The following is a 17,403-nucleotide window of genomic DNA, read 5'->3' as shown; positions in this document are numbered from 1 at the left end:
ACACCGAGGCTTACTCGACGGTGAGGATACGCGTGGTGTTGGTGCTGCCGATGGTGCTCATCACGTCACCCTGGGTAACAACCACCAGATCGCCGGAGACCAGGTAGCCTTTGTCCCGCAGCAGATTGACGGCATCGTGCGCAGCGGCCACCCCGTCATTCTGGCTGTCGAAGAACACCGGCGTCACCCCGCGGTAGAGGGCGGTCAGGTTCAGGGTGCGCTCGTGGCGGGACAGAGCGAAAATTGGCAGACCGGAGCTGATGCGCGAGGTCATCAGCGCGGTGCGGCCTGATTCGGTCATGGTGATGATAGCCGTGATGCCTTTCAGGTGGTTGGCGGCATACATCGCCGACATGGCAATCGCTTCTTCCACGTTGTCGAACTGGACGTCCAGACGGTGTTTGGAGACGTTGAGGCTCGGGATTTTTTCGGCGCCCAGACACACGCGCGCCATCGCGGCCACGGTTTCCGACGGGTATTGACCGGCAGCGGTTTCCGCGGAGAGCATCACGGCATCGGTACCATCCAGCACGGCGTTGGCCACGTCCATGACTTCCGCACGGGTCGGCATCGGGTTGGTGATCATCGACTCCATCATCTGGGTGGCGGTAATGACGGAACGGTTCAGCTGACGCGCACGACGAATCAGCGCTTTCTGGATGCCCACCAGCTCCGGATCGCCGATTTCGACGCCAAGGTCACCGCGGGCAACCATCACCACATCGGAGGCGAGGATCACGTCGTCCATGGCGTCCTGATCGCAGACGGCTTCCGCACGCTCGACTTTGGCGACGATTTTCGCATCACAGCCGGCATCGCGCGCCAGGCGACGGGCGTAGTTCAGGTCTTCGCCGCAGCGCGGGAAGGAGACGGCGAGATAGTCGACGCCGATTTTAGCGGCGGTGACGATATCGGCCTTGTCTTTGTCGGTCAGCGCTTCGGCAGACAGGCCGCCGCCGAGCTTGTTGATCCCTTTGTTATTGGACAACGGGCCGCCAACGGTCACTTCAGTGAAGACTTTCATCCCCTGAACTTCGAGGACTTTCAGCTGCACACGACCATCGTCGAGCAGCAGGATATCGCCAGGCACGACGTCCGCCGGCAGGCCTTTATAGTCGATTCCGACTTTCTCTTTATCGCCTTCGCCCTTGCCGAGGTTGGCGTCCAGCAGGAATTTATCGCCGACGTTGAGGAAAATTTTGCCTTCTTTGAAGGTCGATACGCGAATTTTTGGTCCCTGGAGGTCGCCGAGGATGGCCACGTGACGGCCCAGTTTTGCCGCGATCTCACGCACTTTATCGGCACGGAGCTGATGATCTTCCGGGGTGCCGTGAGAGAAGTTCATACGCACTACGTTTGCGCCCGCGGCGATAACTTTTTCCAGGTTGTTATCGCGGTCAGTTGCCGGGCCTAAGGTAGTAACGATTTTGGTTCTGCGAAGCCTTCTGGACATGTAATACTCCGTTGACTGATACAACTTTGGTGTTGCGTGAACATGGATTCGGTAGCGCCAGCCTGCAACGTCGCACAGCCGGATCGTTATCGAAGGTGTAATGGGGTACTGCTTGTTATCAACTTTTATTGATTATCACTGGGTACGAACGGTTCTTTATCAAAACGCGATTCCTTCAGCGCTTCCTTGACCCTCTTCAAGTTATCTCTGAATTTTGCCCCCCGGCGCAGGGTAAAGCCTGTCGCCAGCACGTCAATGACGGTCAACTGGGCCAGACGCGAGACCATCGGCATATAGATGTCGGTATCTTCCGGCACATCCAGGGTAATGGCCAGCGTGGCTTCCCGGGCCAGCGGCGAGCCGGGGGAGGTGAGAGCGATCACCATGGCATCGTTTTCACGCGCCAGCTGCGCCAGCTCTACCAGGCTCTTGGTTCTTCCGGTATGTGAGATAATCACCACCACATCATCGTCATCGCAATTCATACAACTCATGCGTTGCAGGACAATGTCGTCGGAATAGATGACCGGCACGTTAAAGCGGAAAAATTTGTTCATCGCGTCATGAGCGACCGCCGCCGAGGAGCCGAGGCCGAAAAAGGCGATTTTTTTTGCCTGAGTCAGCAGATCCACCGCGCGATTCACCGCCGACATGTCGAGAGAATGATGGACCTGATCTAAACTCGCCATGGCCGATTCAAATATTTTTCCCGTGTATGACTCAACGCTGTCGTCTTCATCAACATTGCGGTTAACATAGAGCGTGCCGTGCGCAAGGCTCTGGGCGAGATGCAGTTTGAAGTCAGGAAAGCCGCGGGTTTCGAGACTACGGCAGAAGCGATTGACGGTCGGTTCGCTCACTCCGGCCTCAAGGGCGAGGGCGGCGATGCTCGAATGAATGGCCTGCGCGGGGGTGGCAAGGATCACTTCCGCCACTTTGCGTTCAGATTTGCTAAGGTGTTCCAGTCGGGACTGGATTTTTTCCAGCATGTTCATTAGTAACAGGGCGCTCATCAATGGAAACGATTTCATTAATGGGTGAAATCATCGGGCGTTTTAGCAAGAATATACCCCTCCGCAAGCGCAAGCGGTGAGGAATGACGGGAAAAAATGTTGTTTTTTTTCATTACATGATCAGAGTCGTATTTTACTGACCTGAAACAGGTACAAACAACGAACAATATCAGCCAGATGCCTAAATCATCGCCGAATGTTTTCACCCTGTGCGGTTTTCCCGCTGCAAACGGAGGGGAAGGCTTTCGGGAAACAGGTAAACACAGTACAGTGCAGTGTAAGAAAATTACAAATATAGCCTGGCAAAAGCACCAGACTATCAACTGAGGAGAATGACATGGCGGTAACGCAAACGGCCCAGGCATGCGACCTGGTCATTTTCGGCGCGAAGGGCGACCTGGCGCGGCGTAAATTGTTGCCTTCCCTGTATCAGCTTGAAAAGGCGGGCCAGATCCACGCCGACACCCGGATCATTGGCGTCGGCCGTGCCGACTGGGATAAAGCGGCTTACACCAAAGTGGTGCGCGAAGCGCTGGAAACCTTCATGAAGGAAAAAATTGATGAAGGTTTGTGGGATTCCCTGAGCGGCCGCCTGGAGTTCTGTAATCTTGACGTCAATGACACCAGCGGCTTCACCCGCCTAGGTGACATGCTGGACCAAAAGAATCGCGTCACCATCAACTATTTCGCCATGCCGCCGAGCACCTTTGGCGCCATCTGTAAAGGTCTGGGCGAAGCGAAGCTCAATGCCAAGCCTGCGCGCGTGGTTATGGAAAAACCGCTGGGCACCTCGCTGGAAACCTCGCGGGAAATCAACGATCAGGTCGGCGAGTTTTTTGAAGAGTGCCAGGTCTACCGTATCGATCACTACCTCGGAAAAGAGACAGTCCTCAACCTGCTGGCGCTGCGCTTTGCCAACTCTCTGTTCGTCAATAACTGGGACTGCCGTACCATCGATCATGTGGAAATCACCGTCGCGGAAGAGGTAGGCATTGAAGGGCGCTGGGGGTACTTCGACCAGGCCGGACAGATGCGCGACATGATCCAGAACCACCTGCTGCAGATCCTGTGCATGATTGCCATGTCGCCGCCGTCCGATCTCAGCGCCGACAGCATCCGTGATGAAAAGGTCAAGGTGCTGAAATCCCTGCGCCGTATTGACCGCTCCAATGTGCGCGAGAAAACCGTTCGCGGCCAGTACACCGCCGGCTTTGCCCAGGGCAAAAAAGTGCCAGGCTACCTCGAGGAAGAGGGGGCGAACAAAACCAGCAACACCGAAACCTTCGTGGCGATCCGCGTTGATATCGATAACTGGCGCTGGGCTGGCGTACCGTTCTATCTGCGTACCGGCAAACGTCTGCCGACCAAATGTTCCGAAGTGGTGGTTTACTTCAAAACGCCGGAGCTGAACCTGTTTAAAGAGACCTGGCAGGAGCTGCCGCAGAACAAGCTGACCATTCGTCTGCAGCCGGACGAAGGGGTGGATATCCAGGTCCTGAACAAAGTGCCGGGCCTTGACCATAAGCACAACCTGCAGATCACCAAGCTGGATCTGAGCTACTCCGAAACCTTCAACCAGACGCATCTGGCCGATGCCTATGAACGTCTGCTGCTGGAGACCATGCGCGGTATCCAGGCGCTGTTCGTCCGCCGCGATGAAGTGGAAGAGGCATGGAAGTGGGTGGACTCCATCACTGAAGCCTGGGCGGCCGACCGCGATGCGCCGAAACCGTATCAGGCCGGGACCTGGGGACCGGTGGCCTCGGTGGCCATGATCACCCGCGATGGACGCTCGTGGAACGAGTTTGAGTAAGCTCGCGATCTTATCCGTCAGGGTTATTTTACCGGTAACATGATCTGACGCAGAAAGTCGCACGCTTTTTAATCTTTTAAGCCCCGTGAGGATTCACCCACGGGGCTTTTTTTATTACACTGCCTTCAGATATTTTGCCCCTGAGCGCTGGTGTTGGTGGCTTCGGGCACCAAAACACGTCATCTCGCAGCGGCCGGACAGATAAAATTTTGAGGAGCCTTTATGAATTCGACAATGTTACGGGTAACAAATCGCATTATCGAACGGTCGCGTGATACCCGCGCGGCTTACCTCGCAAGGATTAACCAGGCCAAAACCGACACCGTGCATCGTGCGCAACTGGCCTGCGGCAATCTGGCTCACGGTTTCGCGGCCTGTCAGGCCGACGACAAAGCCTCTCTGAAAAGCATGTTGCGCAACAACATCGCCATCATCACCTCCTACAACGATATGTTGTCCGCGCACCAGCCCTATGAACACTACCCGGATATCATTCGCAAAGCGCTGCACAGCGCCAATGCGGTCGGTCAGGTGGCCGGCGGCGTGCCGGCGATGTGCGATGGCGTGACCCAGGGACAGGACGGCATGGAACTCTCTCTCCTGAGTCGCGAAGTGATCGCCATGTCCGCGGCCATCGGCCTGTCGCATAACATGTTCGATGGCGCTCTGTACCTCGGCGTGTGTGATAAAATTGTGCCCGGACTGACCATGGCGGCGCTCTCATTCGGCCACCTGCCGTCGGTCTTTATTCCCTCCGGTCCGATGGCCAGCGGCCTGCCTAATAAAGAAAAGGTTCGCATTCGCCAGCTGTACGCGGAGGGCAAAGTTGACCGCATGGCGCTGCTGGAGTCCGAAGCCGCTTCTTACCACGCGCCGGGAACCTGTACGTTCTACGGTACGGCGAACACCAACCAGATGGTGGTGGAGTTTATGGGCATGCAGTTGCCGGGCTCGTCCTTTGTCCATCCGGATGCTCCGCTGCGGGAAGCGCTGACCGCCGCCGCCGCGCGCCAGGTCACCCGCATGACCGGCAATGGCAACGAGTGGATGCCGTTGGGCAAAATGTTTGACGAAAAAGTGGTGGTCAACGGCATTGTGGCGCTGCTGGCGACCGGCGGCTCCACCAACCACACTATGCACCTGGTGGCGATGGCCCGCGCGGCGGGCATTATCATTAACTGGGATGATTTCTCCGACCTGTCAGACGTGGTACCGCTGCTGGCGCGCCTCTACCCCAACGGTCCGGCGGATATCAACCATTTCCAGGCAGCGGGCGGCGTTCCGGTTCTGGTGCGCGAGCTGCTGAAAGGCGGCCTGCTACATGAGGACGTTCACACCGTCGCTGGCTTCGGTCTGTCGCGCTACACCCTCGAGCCGTGGCTCAACAACGGCGAGCTGGACTGGCGGGAAGGGGCGACGGCGCCGCTTGACGATCAGGTCATCGCGACATTCGAGAAACCGTTCTCACGTCACGGCGGCACCAAGGTGCTGAGCGGTAACCTGGGACGCGCGGTCATGAAAACCTCGGCAGTCCCGGCTGAGAACCAGGTGATCGAAGCGCCGGCGGTGGTGTTCGAGAGCCAGCACGACGTGTTGCCGGCCTTCGAAGCGGGTCTGCTGGACAAAGACTGCGTGGTGGTGGTCCGTCATCAGGGGCCAAAAGCGAACGGGATGCCAGAATTACATAAACTTATGCCGCCACTTGGTGTATTATTGGACCGCCGTTTCAAAATAGCGCTGGTGACCGATGGCCGACTCTCTGGCGCCTCCGGTAAAGTCCCGTCAGCCATCCACGTCACGCCTGAAGCCTATGACGGCGGGTTGCTGGCGAAAGTGCGCGATGGCGACCTTATTCGCGTGAACGGGCAGACGGGGGAACTGACGCTGCTGGTGGACGATGCCGAACTGGCGGCGCGTCAGCCGCATATCCCTGACCTCAGCGCGTCGCGCGTAGGAACCGGTCGGGAGATGTTTGGGGCGCTGCGTGAGAAGCTCTCTGGCGCGGAGCAGGGCGCAACCTGCATCACTTTTTAAGACGATTTAATTTGTAGATCTGGCGAGAGAAAATCCTGATGAAAAACTGGAAAACAACAGCAGAAGCAATCCTCACCTCCGGTCCGGTTGTCCCGGTTATCGTAGTGAAAAAGCTGGAACACGCGGTACCGATGGCGAAAGCGCTGGTCGCGGGCGGCGTGCGCGTCCTGGAAGTGACTCTGCGCACCGAGTGCGCCCTGGAGGCGATCCGCGCGATTGCTAAAGAAGTGCCGGATGCGATTGTCGGCGCGGGCACGGTGACCAACGTCGAGCAGCTGAAAGCGGTAACGGAAGCCGGCGCGCAGTTCGCTATCAGCCCGGGGCTGACCGAATCTCTGCTGAAAGCGGCGACCGAAGACGGCACTATTCCGCTGATCCCGGGGATCAGCACCGTCTCCGAGCTGATGCTGGGCATGCAGTACGGTCTGAAAGAGTTTAAATTCTTCCCGGCAGAAGCCAACGGCGGCGTGAAAGCGCTGCAGGCGATTGCGGGTCCGTTCGGTCACATTCGTTTCTGCCCGACCGGCGGTATCTCCCCGGCTAACTACCGTGATTACCTGGCGCTGAACAGCGTGCTGTGCATCGGGGGCTCCTGGCTGGTGCCGGCAGACGCCCTGGAAGCTGGCGACTACGATCGCATCACCACCCTGGCGCGTGAAGCGGTGGAAGGCGCGAAGTAAACCGCGCCTCAAGGTCAACAACCCGGTCAGCGGCAACGCGACCGGGTTTTTTTTGTCTTTACCCTTCGACGATAACCGCCGCGGCGGCGGTTTTAGCCCGCGCCACAGCCTCTTCCACCGAATCGGCGACGGCGAGAGTCACCCCCAGACGACGGGTGCCGTCAATCTCCGGCTTGCCGAACAGACGCAGCTGCAGGCCAGCTCCGACGGCTGACTGCAGCTGGCCGAAGCTGACGTTCTGACTGGTCAGCTGCGGAAGGATCACTGCGGAAGCGGCCGGACCATACTGGCGGATAGCGCCGACGGGCAGCCCAAGAAAGGCGCGAACGTGCAGGGCGAATTCCGAGAGATCCTGCGAGATAAGCGTTACCATTCCGGTGTCGTGCGGGCGCGGGGAGACTTCGCTGAAGATCACCTCGTCGCCGCAAACGAACAGCTCCACGCCGAACAGGCCATAACCTCCCAGCGCCAGCACCACCTTGCGGGCGATATCCTGCGCGCGTTCAAGGGCCAGGTCGCTCATCTGCTGCGGCTGCCAGGACTCGCGGTAGTCGCCGTCTTCCTGACGATGGCCGACCGGGGCGCAGAAATGCACGCCATCGACGGCGCTGACGGTGAGCAGGGTGATTTCAAAGTCGAAATTTACCACCCCCTCGACGATCACCCGCCCGGCGCCGGCGCGGCCGCCCTGCTGGGCGTAGCGCCAGGCTTCGCTGAGCTGGTCAGCCGAGCGGATAAAGCTCTGACCTTTACCGGAGGAGCTCATCACCGGCTTGACGATGCATGGCAAACCGATCTCGGTAACCGCCGCGCGGAAGGCTTCTTCACTGTCGGCGAAACGGTAGCTGGAGGTGGGGAGCTGCAGCTCTTCGGCCGCCAGACGGCGTATGCCTTCGCGGTTCATGGTGAGCTTCGCTGCCCGCGCCGTGGGAACCACTTTCTGCCCGGCCTGCTCCAGTTCGACCAGGGTATCGGTGGCGATAGCTTCGATCTCCGGCACGATGTAATCGGGTTTTTCCTGTTCGATCAGCGCGCGCAGGCTCTCGCCGTGCAGCATATTGATGACGTGGGCGCGGTGGGCGACCTGCATCGCCGGGGCATCGGGGTATCGGTCGACGGCGATAGTTTCAATGCCCAGACGCTGACATTCGATGGCGACTTCTTTACCCAGCTCGCCGGAGCCTAACAGCATAACTTTGGTGGCTGCCGGGCGCAGCGCGGTGCCTAATACAGTCATAACTCTCTTCCGCAGTAAAAAAAGATGCGGTCGATTATAAACGAAAACGTTTGCGTCTGTCTTTATGCGCGTGAGTTGAGTCCGGAAGGGAAATTTGCTATACTGTATAAAAATACAGTACTAAGAGGCTGCAGCATGGCGGTTGAAATTAAATATGTAGTGATCCGCGAAGGTGAGGAAAAAATGTCTTTTGCCAGCAAAAAAGAGGCCGACGCTTACGACAAAATGCTCGATCTGGCAGAGGTGCTGAATGACTGGCTGGTAGCATCGCCGCTGGAAATGGACGATGCCCAGCGCGATACCATGGCGATGTGGCTGGCGGAGCGTAAAGAGGCGCTGCAGCATATTCTGCGCGCCGGCAGACTGCCGGAGCAGGATGCGACTGCGCACGATGCGCCCGCGCCGTCAACGAACGCTGAGGCTTCCCCGGCGGAAGAGGCCGCCGCGCCGGCTGCCAAAACGCGGAAAGCCAAAGCGGCCTGATGGCTGGCGGTCAGTCGCTGATGGGCTGATGGGCTGATGGGCTGATGGGCTGATGGGCTGATGGGCTGATGGGCTGGTCTGTCGGTCGGCAGGACCCGGTGCCGCCGCCGCGCGCACCTTTGCGCATCTTTAGCCATGTCTAACATTTCCTGACATCGCGTCGTTTAGGCTGATAACAGTGTTTGTCACCTGAGAGGAAAACCATGGCTAACTGGCTAAATCAACTGCAGTCGCTGCTCGGACAGCAGGGCGCGTCGCCGTCCGGCGAGTCGTCAAAAGGGAGCGCCCTGCTGCCCGGCGCCATCGGCGGGCTGGCGGGGCTGCTGGTGGCCAGCAAATCGTCACGCAAGCTGCTGGCGAAATATGGCACCAGCGCGCTGCTGGCTGGCGGTGGGGCGGTGGCGGGTACCGTATTGTGGAACAAGTATCAGCAGAAAATGCGCGCTCAGAACACGCCCGCTCCGACACCCGAGACGGCTGCGGCGCCGACGGAGGTCGATCCGCGCAGCGTGCGGTTGATCACCGCCCTGGTGTTTGCCGCCAAAAGCGATGGGCATATCGACGATCACGAGCGGGCGAGGATTGAAGCCCAGCTTCGGGAGGCCAATATTGACGTGCAGGCCCGGGTGCTGATTGACCAGGCGCTGGCTCAGCCGCTGGATCCGCAGCGTCTCGCCGAGGGCATCGTTGACCCGCAGGAGGCGCTGGAGATCTACTACGTCAGCTGCGCGGTGATTGATATCGACCACTTTATGGAGCGCAGCTATCTCAACGCCCTGGGTGAGGCTCTGGCGTTGCCAAAAGATGTCCGGGCCGACATCGAACAGGACATCCAGTCACAAAAACAGGCGCTAAGCGTTTAAATTATCACGTTTCGCTTGCATCGCCCGCGTCTTTTGCCACCCTTATAGACACGTCATCATTCAGGCGCCACCCTGCGGCCTGAATGCTCTTGTGTCACGAAAAAGCAGCAGAAGAATAACATGCCACCTAAAGCCAAACGGATCCCTCACGCCATGACCTTGCATGGCGATACACGCATTGATAACTATTACTGGCTGCGCGACGATGAACGCGCGCGGCCTGATGTGCTGGAATATCTGCACGCGGAAAACGCCTACGGCAAGCAAGTGATGGATTCGCAGCTCAGCCTGCAGGAGCGTCTGCTGAAAGAGATTATCGACCGCATTCCGCAGCGGGAAGTCTCTGCCCCCTATAGTAAAAACGGCTTTCGCTACCGGCAGGTGTATGAGCCGGGCTGCGAATACGCTATCTACCAGCGACAGTCGGTGCTGAAAGAAGAGTGGGACGAGTGGGAGATCCTGCTTGATGCCAACCAGCGGGCGGCAAAGAGCGAGTTTTACACCCTGGGCGGGCTGGGTATTGCGCCCAACAACCAGTTGATGGCGGTGGCGGAAGATTATCTCTCCCGTCGCCAGTACGGTCTGCGTTTTTGCGACCTCAGCAACGGCGAGTGGTATCCGGAGACCCTGGAAAATGTCACCTCCGGCTTTGCCTGGAGCAACGATTCACGCTTTGTGTGGTACGTGCGTAAACATCCCACCACGCTGCTTCCTTATCAGGTCTGGCGCCACACCGTCGGGACGCCGGCGCAGAGCGACGTGCTGGTCTACGAGGAAAAAGATGAGACCTTCTACGTCAGCGTGCATAAAACCACATCCCAGCAGTTCGTGGTGATCTATCTCTCCAGCGCCACCACCAGCGAAGTACTGCTGCTCAACGCCGAACTGCCAGACGCTGAGCCGGTCTGCTTCCTGCCGCGGCGTAAAGATCATGAATATAGCCTCGATCACTATCAGCACGCCTTCTATCTGCGATCCAACCGGGACGGGAAGAATTTTGGTCTCTATCGTACCGTGCTACGCGATGAAGATCAGTGGACCACGCTGATCCCGCCGCGTCACGACGTGATGCTTGAAGGATTTACCCTGTTTACCGACTGGCTGGTCGTCGAGGAGCGTCAGCGCGGCCTGACCAGTCTGCGGCAGATTAACCGCAAGACCCGGGAGGTGGTGGGGATCGCCTTTGACGATCCGGCCTATGTCACCTGGCTTGCCTATAATCCGGAGCCCGAAACGTCGCGCCTGCGCTACGGCTACTCCTCGATGACGACGCCCGACACCCTGTTTGAACTGGATATGGATACCGGCGAACGACGGGTGATCAAGCAGCAGGAGGTGAAGGGGCTGGACACCCGCTGCTATCAGAGCGAGCACCTGTGGGTGACCGCCCGCGATGGCGTCGAAGTCCCGGTCTCGCTGGTCTACCATCGCGATCATTTTCGTAAAGGGAGCAATCCGCTGCTGGTCTATGGCTATGGCTCGTATGGCGACAGTATCGATGCCGATTTCAGCGCCAGTCGGCTGAGCCTGCTCAACCGCGGCTTTGTCTACGCCATCGCCCACGTCCGCGGCGGCGGCGAGCTGGGTCAGCAGTGGTATGAGGACGGTAAATTCCTGTGTAAGAAAAATACCTTTAACGACTATCTCGACGTCTGCGACGCGCTGCTGGCTCAGGGGTACGGCGACCCGCGGCTCTGCTATGGCATGGGCGGCAGCGCCGGCGGGATGCTGATGGGGGTGGCCGTTAACGAGCGTCCAGAGCTGTTCCACGGCGTGATAGCCCAGGTGCCGTTCGTCGACGTGGTAACCACGATGCTGGATGAGACCATTCCGCTGACGACCGGCGAATTTGAAGAGTGGGGGAACCCGCAGGATGAAACCTATTACCACTACATGAAAAGCTACAGCCCCTACGACGGCGTGAAGGCGCAGGCGTATCCGCATATGCTGGTGACCACCGGGCTGCACGATTCCCAGGTGCAATACTGGGAGCCGGCGAAGTGGGTGGCAAAACTGCGTGAACTGAAAACCGACGATAACCTGCTGCTGCTTTGCACCGATATGGACTCCGGGCATGGCGGAAAATCCGGGCGCTTTAAAAGCTATGAGGGGGTGGCGCTGGAGTACGCCTTTTTCATCGCCCTGGCGCAAGGGACACTGCCGGGGAAAGCGGCAGTGTAGGGGCTATTCCCCAAGGTAATGCTTGAGCGTGAGGCGCAGTTCGGGGCTCATGCGGTCGAGATTGTTGAATAACCAGCGCAGATAGCCTGGATCGTTTTCAGCAATCTCGGCGACGGCTTTACCGCGATATTTGCCGAAGGTAAAGGTGGTAAGCAGCGCCGGCCGACCGGTGATATCGGCCATTTCGTCAGGCGTCCAGCCGGAAACGTTGATGATATCCAGCAGCAGCGCAGCGGTGATATAGCAGTCATACAGCGCCCGGTGGTGATGCAGCCCCGGCGGCGTGGCCACGTTCAGCTTGCGTGATTTATAGAGCCCCATATTACTGTATTTGATCCCCGGCCACAGCCGGCGGGCCAGCTTCATCGTACAGATCCACTCGCCATGCATCTCCGGTAGCACCCGACGATCGAAGCTGGCGTTATGCGCGACGTACCACGGGCTGCCATGATAGTGCGGAATAATCTCCTCAATCCACGGCTTATCGGCGACCATCTCTTCGGTAATCCGGTGGATAGCCATCGCCTGCGGGCTGATGGGGCGGTCAGGACGCACCAGATGACTCATGGGATTGGTGATTTGCCCGTCGACAATGTCGACCGAGGCGATTTCAACGATGCCCCCCTGCAGTCCGCAGGTTTCGGTATCAATGACGCGCAGCATGGCTCGCTCCAGAGCAAAACAATAAGCGTAAAGTAATTGGTCGGGCTTGCCAACCGACGGCGAGGGGGCAAGTAGGCATTATTTCTGTTTCGGCTCCCAGGGCAGGCGGGACAGTGAAACGGAGGCCAGCCGATGGGCGATCAGCCGTTCGCGGAACCAGTCGCGCAGATGGGCGGGCTGTTCACGCTCGACCAAATCAGCGACCACCGGCATATTATACCGCTCTTTAAAGGCGACGCCGGCGGCGGCGAGATCGACGTTAACTTTATCCATCTCATCTTGCGAAATTTTGGCCAGATTTCTTTCCATCATACACTCCACTCTGCTTGTAAGCCCGGTCAGGGCCTGACGCCCGGCTCGACTCTGCCATTATACAGGGTTATTCTCTGTGCTACAGACATAACAAAAGGGAATGACGAATATGCGACTTCTTGCTGGACGCGCATTGCGCCTCTCCGTTGCGTTTGCCGGGCTATTAACCGCGGCGGGCGCGCTCGCCCACGCTCACCTGCAGCAGCAGATCCCCGCCGCCGGGGCGCAGCTGGCGGCCTCCCCGCAGACGTTGACGCTCAGTTTCTCCGAAGGCATTGAACCCGCGTTCAGCGGCGTGACCGTCACCGGTCCACAGCAGCATGCGGTGGCCACCGGCAAACTGACCCGCAGCGCCGACAACCCCGCCCAGGTCACCGTGCCTGTAGCGGAAACCTTGCCGCCGGGAGAATACACGGTGGCTTGGCATGTGGTCTCAGTGGATGGCCATAAAACCAAAGGGCAATACACCTTTAGCGTGAAGTAAGCGATGCTGACCGGGCTCTACATTACTCTGCGCTTTGGGCACTTTATCACCCTGATGCTGGCTTTTGGCTGCGTGCTGTATGGCGCCTGGTGGGCGCCGGTGCCGCTGCGACGCGTACTGATGCTGCGCTTCTATCCGCTGCTGCGCCCGCTGCTGCTGATCGGCGCCCTCTCTACCCTGGTGCTGTATCTGCTGCAGGGGGGATTGATGGGCGACGGCTGGGCAGATGTCTGGCAACCCGCCGTCTGGCAGGCGATGGCGGGCACCCGCTTCGGCGGGGTGTGGATCTGGCAGATCCTGCTGGCGTGGATCGCCCTCGCCGTAGTGTGGATCCGTCCCCGACATGGCGCTCGCCAGCTGGTGGCCCTGCTGGCGGCCCAGCTGCTGCTTTCCGCTGGGGTAGGGCATGCCGCCATGCATGATGGTTTACTCGGCGCCCTGCAGCGGACTAATCATGCTGTCCACCTCTTCTGCGTTGCCAGCTGGTTCGGCGGCCTGTTGCCCTTTATCTATTGCCTGCGCCTGGCGCAGGGGCGCTGGCGGCAGGCCGCGGTCTATACCATGGCGCGCTTTTCACGTTACGGGCATCTGGCCGTCGCCGGCACCCTTGCCAGCGGGGCGATCAATGCGCTGTTGATCCAGGGAGGGATGATTGGCGCATCGCCCTGGGGACGTCTGCTGTTGATCAAATGTGCGCTGGTGGCCGGGATGGTGGTAATTGCGTTAGTGAACAGGTATGTTCTGGTACCGCGCATGTCGGCAAGCGGTTCGCGGGCGGAAAGTCTGATCCTGCGAACCACGCAGGCTGAGATAGGGCTGGGCGCGCTGGCGCTGCTGGCCGTCAGTCTGTTTGCCACCTGGGAACCTTATTGAATTAACTGGCAAAATCATGAAAAAAATTGTTCTGACCATGTTGTTACTGGCAAGCTCCGGCGCTGCACTGGCGGCGCCGCAAATTATCACCGTGAGCCGCTTTGAGGTAGGGAAGGAGAGCTGGGCGTTCAACCGTGAAGAGGTGATGTTGACCTGTCGTCCGGGCAATGCCCTTTACGCTATCAACCCGAGCACCCTGGTCCAGTATCCGCTCAATGAGGTGGCTGAGCAGCAGGTCAAAGCCGGCAAAACCACCGCCCAGCCGATCTCAGTGATCCAGATCGACGATCCGCAGCATCCTGGGCAAAAAATGAGCCTCGCGCCGTTTATCGAGCGCGCGCAGAAGCTCTGCTAGATTTTCGCGCTATCTCGCTGTAATGGCATAAAAAAAACCGCCCTTGCCGGACAACGGCAGTGGCGGTTTTTTTGCTGGCAGCGCCCACTTTTCCAGGAATTATTCGGCCACATTGGCCGCAGACTGGAAAAGCTGACGCGTTAAACTATTCTTATAGTGCAAGGCGACTTAGCCTGCATTAATGCCAACTTTTAGCGCACGGCTCTCTCCCAAGAGCCATTTCCCTGGACCGAATACAGGAATCGTATTCGGTCTCTTTTTATCTTAATCTGTCTGCTTTCGCGATCACCAGCGACATCCTGTCAGTCAATTCAGTCAATCACCAGGCTGGCCTCTGGATGTCCCGTTATAGCACACCGTTTTTAGCATACACAATTCATTTACACACAAATTGCATCCTGCGGAAGAACGGTATGGGGAAGGCGGAACCGTAAGCGAGGGGAGAGGAAAAGAAAAAACCTGCACCTAAACAGGCCCGGCGTGCAGGTTAACTGGCGGGCCAACATCGGAAGGCTGCTAGTATACATATTTGTATGATAAATAGAATAAACAAAACCTTATTGATTTGGCAATTCATGCGATTAGCCGTCCGCGCCCCACGAAAGGGCGGGAAATAATATTGAGGGGCGTAGTTCCGAGCGTCCGGTATTATTCCGGAACGCTGAAGGTGGGAAATATCTGACTTTCCAGATAGCAGAGTAAAAGCCAAATTTCATCGCTGAAAATAAACCATATGCTGCCCAGCAGGACGACCGCGAGAATAATCAGCAGGAAAATTTCGGTTTTACTCATCATGCTAACGACTATCCAGTGGTCTGCGGGGACCATGATAGTAGCGAAATAAGAACATAATAAGCAAACGCCGCGTGACGGGGCGAGTTCACTGGTCGTGAAATTACTCGCCCGGCAGTGGCTGCGTCAATATTGCCACCTGCTCCGCCAGCTGATCCAGCAGCTGGAATCGACGCCGGTATTCGGCCCGTTTTTTACTGGCGATGCTCTCCAGCGGTTTTCTTTCCAGACGCAGCGGTAGCTGCCAGCGCCAGGGGCTTTCCGGCTTGCCGTCGATGGATTGCCAGAATTCGTCGTAGCTGGCGTGGAAATGGCGCCCCTTGCTCAGGCGATAGCGCAGGGCGCGAAACACATGGCCATTATCGCTAACGCCGTAAATCGCTGCGATATGGCTGCGAGCGGCCAGCAGCCAGATAAACTCCAGCAGCAGGCGCTTCGGGAACAGACCGTAGCAGGCGCGGGTCGCCTGCTTGATCACCTCGTGAGAAACGTGGCGTCGCGGTCCCTGCAAGCCGCCGATGATCAGCTGCCAGGCTTCGCCATCCCAGGTCACGCTGAAGGTGGCGCTGGCCAGCAGGGTATGATCGCTGTCGCGCAGCCACAGGGTGGTTTCACCCTCACGCTCGGCCTTCCCGGCCGAAGAGGCCGAGAGGGAAAACTGGCGCTCATCCTTTCCATTGAGCGTCAGTAACGGGACCTCGCACACTGCGGTCATGGCATGCGCCAGCCGGGAACCGCGCAGGGTATCGACATAGCGATAATGGCTTATTACCGCCATCGCCCGCTGCCAGGCGTTGAGATCGCGCGTTAGATATTGACGGTGCACTTTCCCTGGCAGCGTCGCCTGCGCCGCCAGCAGCTGGTTAAAATCGTCACGAGCGCTCAGCGCCTCCAGCATCGCTTTAGTCGGGCTATAAAATAATGCCGTGCGCAGTAGAAATTTAAAGCGGTAATTTTTCTGCCGCCATATAGGTGCGGGTGTTAATCTACCCATCACCAGATCGGCAATGAGATGCGAGCGCGGCGTAAGCACGCTGGATGAATGCAGGCTATTGTCTGTCACGATAAACACCTCGTTGTTATTTCCTGCTATTTTAAAACGAGGCGCTGATAAGCTTAATCCTCTGGCCGACTATATTTGCCGTTTGTTTAAAATCGATTGAGGTGTAAATAAAAAACAGCGGCTATAAGCTGGAATTACCTATAATTACAGCAGAGAGGTAATTATATGTATCAGCGTATTAATGGCAGAGACTGGCGTAATATCTGGCTGATGGGCGATCTGCATGGCTGCTTTGCGCTGCTGATGGCGCGCCTGCGCCGACTGCGCTTTGATCCCTGGGCCGATCTGCTGATCTCGGTGGGCGATCTGATCGATCGCGGGCCGCAAAGCGCTGACTGTCTCGGCCTGTTGCGCAGCCGCTGGTTCCGGGCCGTGCGCGGGAATCATGAGCAGATGGCGCTCGAGGCGCTGGAGAGCGGAGATATGACGCTCTGGCAGATGAACGGCGGCGACTGGTACGCCCGGAGCAACGTGCGGCAGCGGGATGACGTCGATCGCCTGCTGGCGCGCTGTCAGCGGCTGCCGTTGATTATTGAAGTGGAGTGCGCAAAAGCGCGGCATGTGATCGCCCATGCCGATTATCCGGCGCCGGTCTATCGCTGGCAGCAGCCGGTGGATCCCCAGCGGGTCCTGTGGAGCCGCCATCGTCTGAGTGAACATCTGGCGGGGCGTCATGGCGCTATCGCCGGGGCTGACCATTTCTGGTTTGGCCATACGCCGCTTCGCGCGCGTTATGACTACGACAATCAACACTATATTGACACCGGCGCTGTGTTCGGCGGCACGCTGACGCTGGTGGCGCTGCAGTCGGCAGACTAAAAGTCACTGTATTCGCTGGCGGGTTGCCAGAAGCCGTCAATAAAATCTTCTATCGGGTAGCAGCCGCCGTGGCGGATCCGCTGATCTTCCATCGCCACCAGGCACTGCGTTTCCTCGCGGTAGACGTCAACCACAATGTCCTCGCAGCCGCCATCCAGATAGCAAATAAACAACACTAAGGCAAACATCCTGGCCTCATGTTCGGGGGGACATACTGTTTAGTGTAGGGGATGACGGCGGGACGGGGAAATAAATAACCCGTCTCAGGCGACGGGTTCATTGGCG

Annotated in this window: 19 protein-coding genes; 11 read left to right on the top strand and 8 right to left on the bottom strand. The window is 58.2% G+C overall.

What is annotated here, in order from left to right; genetic code table 11:
* Positions 1-10: 10 nt before the first annotated feature.
* Both pyk and ACQUTP_RS05055 read right to left on the bottom strand, forming a co-directional pair.
* Positions 11-1,453: a pyruvate kinase gene (pyk, locus tag ACQUTP_RS05060; protein ID WP_002911440.1), complete on the bottom strand. Its 1,443-nt coding sequence runs from the start codon at positions 1,451-1,453 to the stop codon at positions 11-13.
* A gap of 125 nt (positions 1,454-1,578) precedes the next feature.
* The gene (locus ACQUTP_RS05055; protein WP_072096624.1) at positions 1,579-2,484 is read right to left on the bottom strand and encodes a MurR/RpiR family transcriptional regulator; all 906 of its coding nucleotides are present in this window, start codon (positions 2,482-2,484) and stop codon (positions 1,579-1,581) included.
* Positions 2,485-2,643: 159 nt separating this feature from the next.
* On the opposite strand from ACQUTP_RS05055, the gene ACQUTP_RS05050 reads away from it, so the two are divergent.
* From ACQUTP_RS05050 to ACQUTP_RS05035, 4 genes are all read left to right on the top strand, one after another.
* Positions 2,644-2,793, top strand: a complete 150-nt coding sequence (locus tag ACQUTP_RS05050) for a hypothetical protein (RefSeq protein ID WP_032425929.1) — start codon at positions 2,644-2,646, stop codon at positions 2,791-2,793.
* A 10-nt stretch (positions 2,794-2,803) separates the two neighbouring features.
* Positions 2,804-4,279, top strand: a complete 1,476-nt coding sequence (gene zwf, locus ACQUTP_RS05045; RefSeq protein ID WP_004203394.1) for a glucose-6-phosphate dehydrogenase — start codon at positions 2,804-2,806, stop codon at positions 4,277-4,279.
* Positions 4,280-4,501: 222 nt separating this feature from the next.
* Entirely contained in the window at positions 4,502-6,313 is a 1,812-nt protein-coding gene (gene edd / locus ACQUTP_RS05040) for a phosphogluconate dehydratase (protein WP_004203393.1), read from the top strand.
* 38 nt (positions 6,314-6,351) lie between these two features.
* Entirely contained in the window at positions 6,352-6,993 is a 642-nt protein-coding gene (locus ACQUTP_RS05035; protein ID WP_002911423.1) for a bifunctional 4-hydroxy-2-oxoglutarate aldolase/2-dehydro-3-deoxy-phosphogluconate aldolase, read from the top strand.
* Between the two features lie 58 nt (positions 6,994-7,051).
* Here the strand turns inward: ACQUTP_RS05035 and purT are convergent, their stop codons facing one another.
* Complete coding sequence (gene purT, locus ACQUTP_RS05030) at positions 7,052-8,230, bottom strand: formate-dependent phosphoribosylglycinamide formyltransferase (RefSeq protein ID WP_117263258.1); 1,179 nt, start codon at positions 8,228-8,230, stop codon at positions 7,052-7,054.
* 135 nt (positions 8,231-8,365) lie between these two features.
* Between purT and ACQUTP_RS05025 the strand changes: the two genes are divergently transcribed.
* The 3 genes from ACQUTP_RS05025 to ptrB all read left to right on the top strand — a co-directional run bounded on the left by ACQUTP_RS05025 (position 8,366) and on the right by ptrB (position 11,757).
* Positions 8,366-8,713 (top strand): YebG family protein, encoded by a 348-nt coding sequence (locus ACQUTP_RS05025; RefSeq protein WP_117263257.1) that lies wholly within the window; start codon positions 8,366-8,368, stop codon positions 8,711-8,713.
* A gap of 203 nt (positions 8,714-8,916) precedes the next feature.
* Positions 8,917-9,576 carry a tellurite resistance TerB family protein gene (locus ACQUTP_RS05020; protein WP_004203389.1) on the top strand — a complete coding sequence of 220 codons (660 nt, stop codon included), beginning with the start codon at positions 8,917-8,919 and terminating at the stop codon, positions 9,574-9,576.
* Positions 9,577-9,696: 120 nt separating this feature from the next.
* The gene (gene ptrB, locus ACQUTP_RS05015) at positions 9,697-11,757 is read left to right on the top strand and encodes an oligopeptidase B (RefSeq protein WP_004203388.1); all 2,061 of its coding nucleotides are present in this window, start codon (positions 9,697-9,699) and stop codon (positions 11,755-11,757) included.
* A 3-nt stretch (positions 11,758-11,760) separates the two neighbouring features.
* Here the strand turns inward: ptrB and exoX are convergent, their stop codons facing one another.
* Complete coding sequence (gene exoX, locus ACQUTP_RS05010; protein ID WP_004203387.1) at positions 11,761-12,420, bottom strand: exodeoxyribonuclease X; 660 nt, start codon at positions 12,418-12,420, stop codon at positions 11,761-11,763.
* 78 nt (positions 12,421-12,498) lie between these two features.
* On the bottom strand, positions 12,499-12,729 hold the full coding sequence (locus ACQUTP_RS05005; protein WP_002911406.1) for a DNA polymerase III subunit theta: 231 nt from the start codon (positions 12,727-12,729) through the stop codon (positions 12,499-12,501).
* Between the two features lie 112 nt (positions 12,730-12,841).
* Between ACQUTP_RS05005 and yobA the strand changes: the two genes are divergently transcribed.
* The 3 genes from yobA to ACQUTP_RS04990 are packed head-to-tail and all read left to right on the top strand — an operon-like array spanning position 12,842 to position 14,444.
* On the top strand, positions 12,842-13,216 hold the full coding sequence (gene yobA, locus ACQUTP_RS05000; RefSeq protein WP_004203386.1) for a CopC domain-containing protein YobA: 375 nt from the start codon (positions 12,842-12,844) through the stop codon (positions 13,214-13,216).
* 3 nt (positions 13,217-13,219) lie between these two features.
* A complete protein-coding gene (copD, locus tag ACQUTP_RS04995) occupies positions 13,220-14,089 on the top strand; it encodes a copper homeostasis membrane protein CopD (protein ID WP_264975325.1) in 870 nt (289 codons plus the stop codon).
* Positions 14,090-14,105: 16 nt separating this feature from the next.
* On the top strand, positions 14,106-14,444 hold the full coding sequence (locus ACQUTP_RS04990) for a YebY family protein (RefSeq protein ID WP_002911404.1): 339 nt from the start codon (positions 14,106-14,108) through the stop codon (positions 14,442-14,444).
* Positions 14,445-15,092: 648 nt separating this feature from the next.
* Here the strand turns inward: ACQUTP_RS04990 and ACQUTP_RS04985 are convergent.
* Positions 15,093-15,236 carry an Ecr family regulatory small membrane protein gene (locus ACQUTP_RS04985; protein WP_032425946.1) on the bottom strand — a complete coding sequence of 48 codons (144 nt, stop codon included), beginning with the start codon at positions 15,234-15,236 and terminating at the stop codon, positions 15,093-15,095.
* Positions 15,237-15,339: 103 nt separating this feature from the next.
* Positions 15,340-16,308: a VirK/YbjX family protein gene (locus ACQUTP_RS04980; RefSeq protein ID WP_004203383.1), complete on the bottom strand. Its 969-nt coding sequence runs from the start codon at positions 16,306-16,308 to the stop codon at positions 15,340-15,342.
* Between the two features lie 156 nt (positions 16,309-16,464).
* Here ACQUTP_RS04980 and pphA point away from each other — a divergent pair, with 156 nt between their 5' ends.
* Positions 16,465-17,118, top strand: coding sequence for a protein-serine/threonine phosphatase (pphA, locus tag ACQUTP_RS04975; RefSeq protein ID WP_023318613.1), 654 nt, complete (start codon positions 16,465-16,467; stop codon positions 17,116-17,118).
* Here the strand turns inward: pphA and ACQUTP_RS04970 are convergent.
* On the bottom strand, positions 17,115-17,306 hold the full coding sequence (locus tag ACQUTP_RS04970) for a YebW family protein (protein ID WP_002911395.1): 192 nt from the start codon (positions 17,304-17,306) through the stop codon (positions 17,115-17,117). The genes pphA and ACQUTP_RS04970 overlap by 4 nt on opposite strands.
* Between the last annotated feature and the right edge of the window lie 97 nt (positions 17,307-17,403).

The sequence above is a fragment of the Klebsiella sp. 2-CIP_Kleb. genome, from assembly GCF_050378715.1.
Lineage (GTDB): Bacteria > Pseudomonadota > Gammaproteobacteria > Enterobacterales > Enterobacteriaceae > Klebsiella > Klebsiella quasipneumoniae.
This window is presented reverse-complemented; position numbering and strand designations above follow the sequence as displayed.

What these genes read in the sequence shown, in the direction of transcription:
- ACQUTP_RS05005 (WP_002911406.1), bottom strand. Translation starts at nt 12,729, where the DNA reads ATGGAAAGAAATCTGGCCAAAATTTCGCAAGATGAGATGGATAAAGTT.
- ACQUTP_RS04970 (WP_002911395.1), bottom strand. Translation starts at nt 17,306, where the DNA reads ATGTTTGCCTTAGTGTTGTTTATTTGCTATCTGGATGGCGGCTGCGAG.
- ACQUTP_RS04985 (WP_032425946.1), bottom strand. Translation starts at nt 15,236, where the DNA reads ATGAGTAAAACCGAAATTTTCCTGCTGATTATTCTCGCGGTCGTCCTG.
- ACQUTP_RS04990 (WP_002911404.1), top strand. Translation starts at nt 14,106, where the DNA reads ATGAAAAAAATTGTTCTGACCATGTTGTTACTGGCAAGCTCCGGCGCT.
- ptrB (WP_004203388.1), top strand. Translation starts at nt 9,697, where the DNA reads ATGCCACCTAAAGCCAAACGGATCCCTCACGCCATGACCTTGCATGGC.
- edd (WP_004203393.1), top strand. Translation starts at nt 4,502, where the DNA reads ATGAATTCGACAATGTTACGGGTAACAAATCGCATTATCGAACGGTCG.
- ACQUTP_RS05035 (WP_002911423.1), top strand. Translation starts at nt 6,352, where the DNA reads ATGAAAAACTGGAAAACAACAGCAGAAGCAATCCTCACCTCCGGTCCG.
- pphA (WP_023318613.1), top strand. Translation starts at nt 16,465, where the DNA reads ATGTATCAGCGTATTAATGGCAGAGACTGGCGTAATATCTGGCTGATG.
- ACQUTP_RS05050 (WP_032425929.1), top strand. Translation starts at nt 2,644, where the DNA reads ATGCCTAAATCATCGCCGAATGTTTTCACCCTGTGCGGTTTTCCCGCT.
- ACQUTP_RS05020 (WP_004203389.1), top strand. Translation starts at nt 8,917, where the DNA reads ATGGCTAACTGGCTAAATCAACTGCAGTCGCTGCTCGGACAGCAGGGC.
- exoX (WP_004203387.1), bottom strand. Translation starts at nt 12,420, where the DNA reads ATGCTGCGCGTCATTGATACCGAAACCTGCGGACTGCAGGGGGGCATC.
- purT (WP_117263258.1), bottom strand. Translation starts at nt 8,230, where the DNA reads ATGACTGTATTAGGCACCGCGCTGCGCCCGGCAGCCACCAAAGTTATG.
- zwf (WP_004203394.1), top strand. Translation starts at nt 2,804, where the DNA reads ATGGCGGTAACGCAAACGGCCCAGGCATGCGACCTGGTCATTTTCGGC.
- pyk (WP_002911440.1), bottom strand. Translation starts at nt 1,453, where the DNA reads ATGTCCAGAAGGCTTCGCAGAACCAAAATCGTTACTACCTTAGGCCCG.
- yobA (WP_004203386.1), top strand. Translation starts at nt 12,842, where the DNA reads ATGCGACTTCTTGCTGGACGCGCATTGCGCCTCTCCGTTGCGTTTGCC.
- ACQUTP_RS05055 (WP_072096624.1), bottom strand. Translation starts at nt 2,484, where the DNA reads ATGAAATCGTTTCCATTGATGAGCGCCCTGTTACTAATGAACATGCTG.
- copD (WP_264975325.1), top strand. Translation starts at nt 13,220, where the DNA reads ATGCTGACCGGGCTCTACATTACTCTGCGCTTTGGGCACTTTATCACC.
- ACQUTP_RS05025 (WP_117263257.1), top strand. Translation starts at nt 8,366, where the DNA reads ATGGCGGTTGAAATTAAATATGTAGTGATCCGCGAAGGTGAGGAAAAA.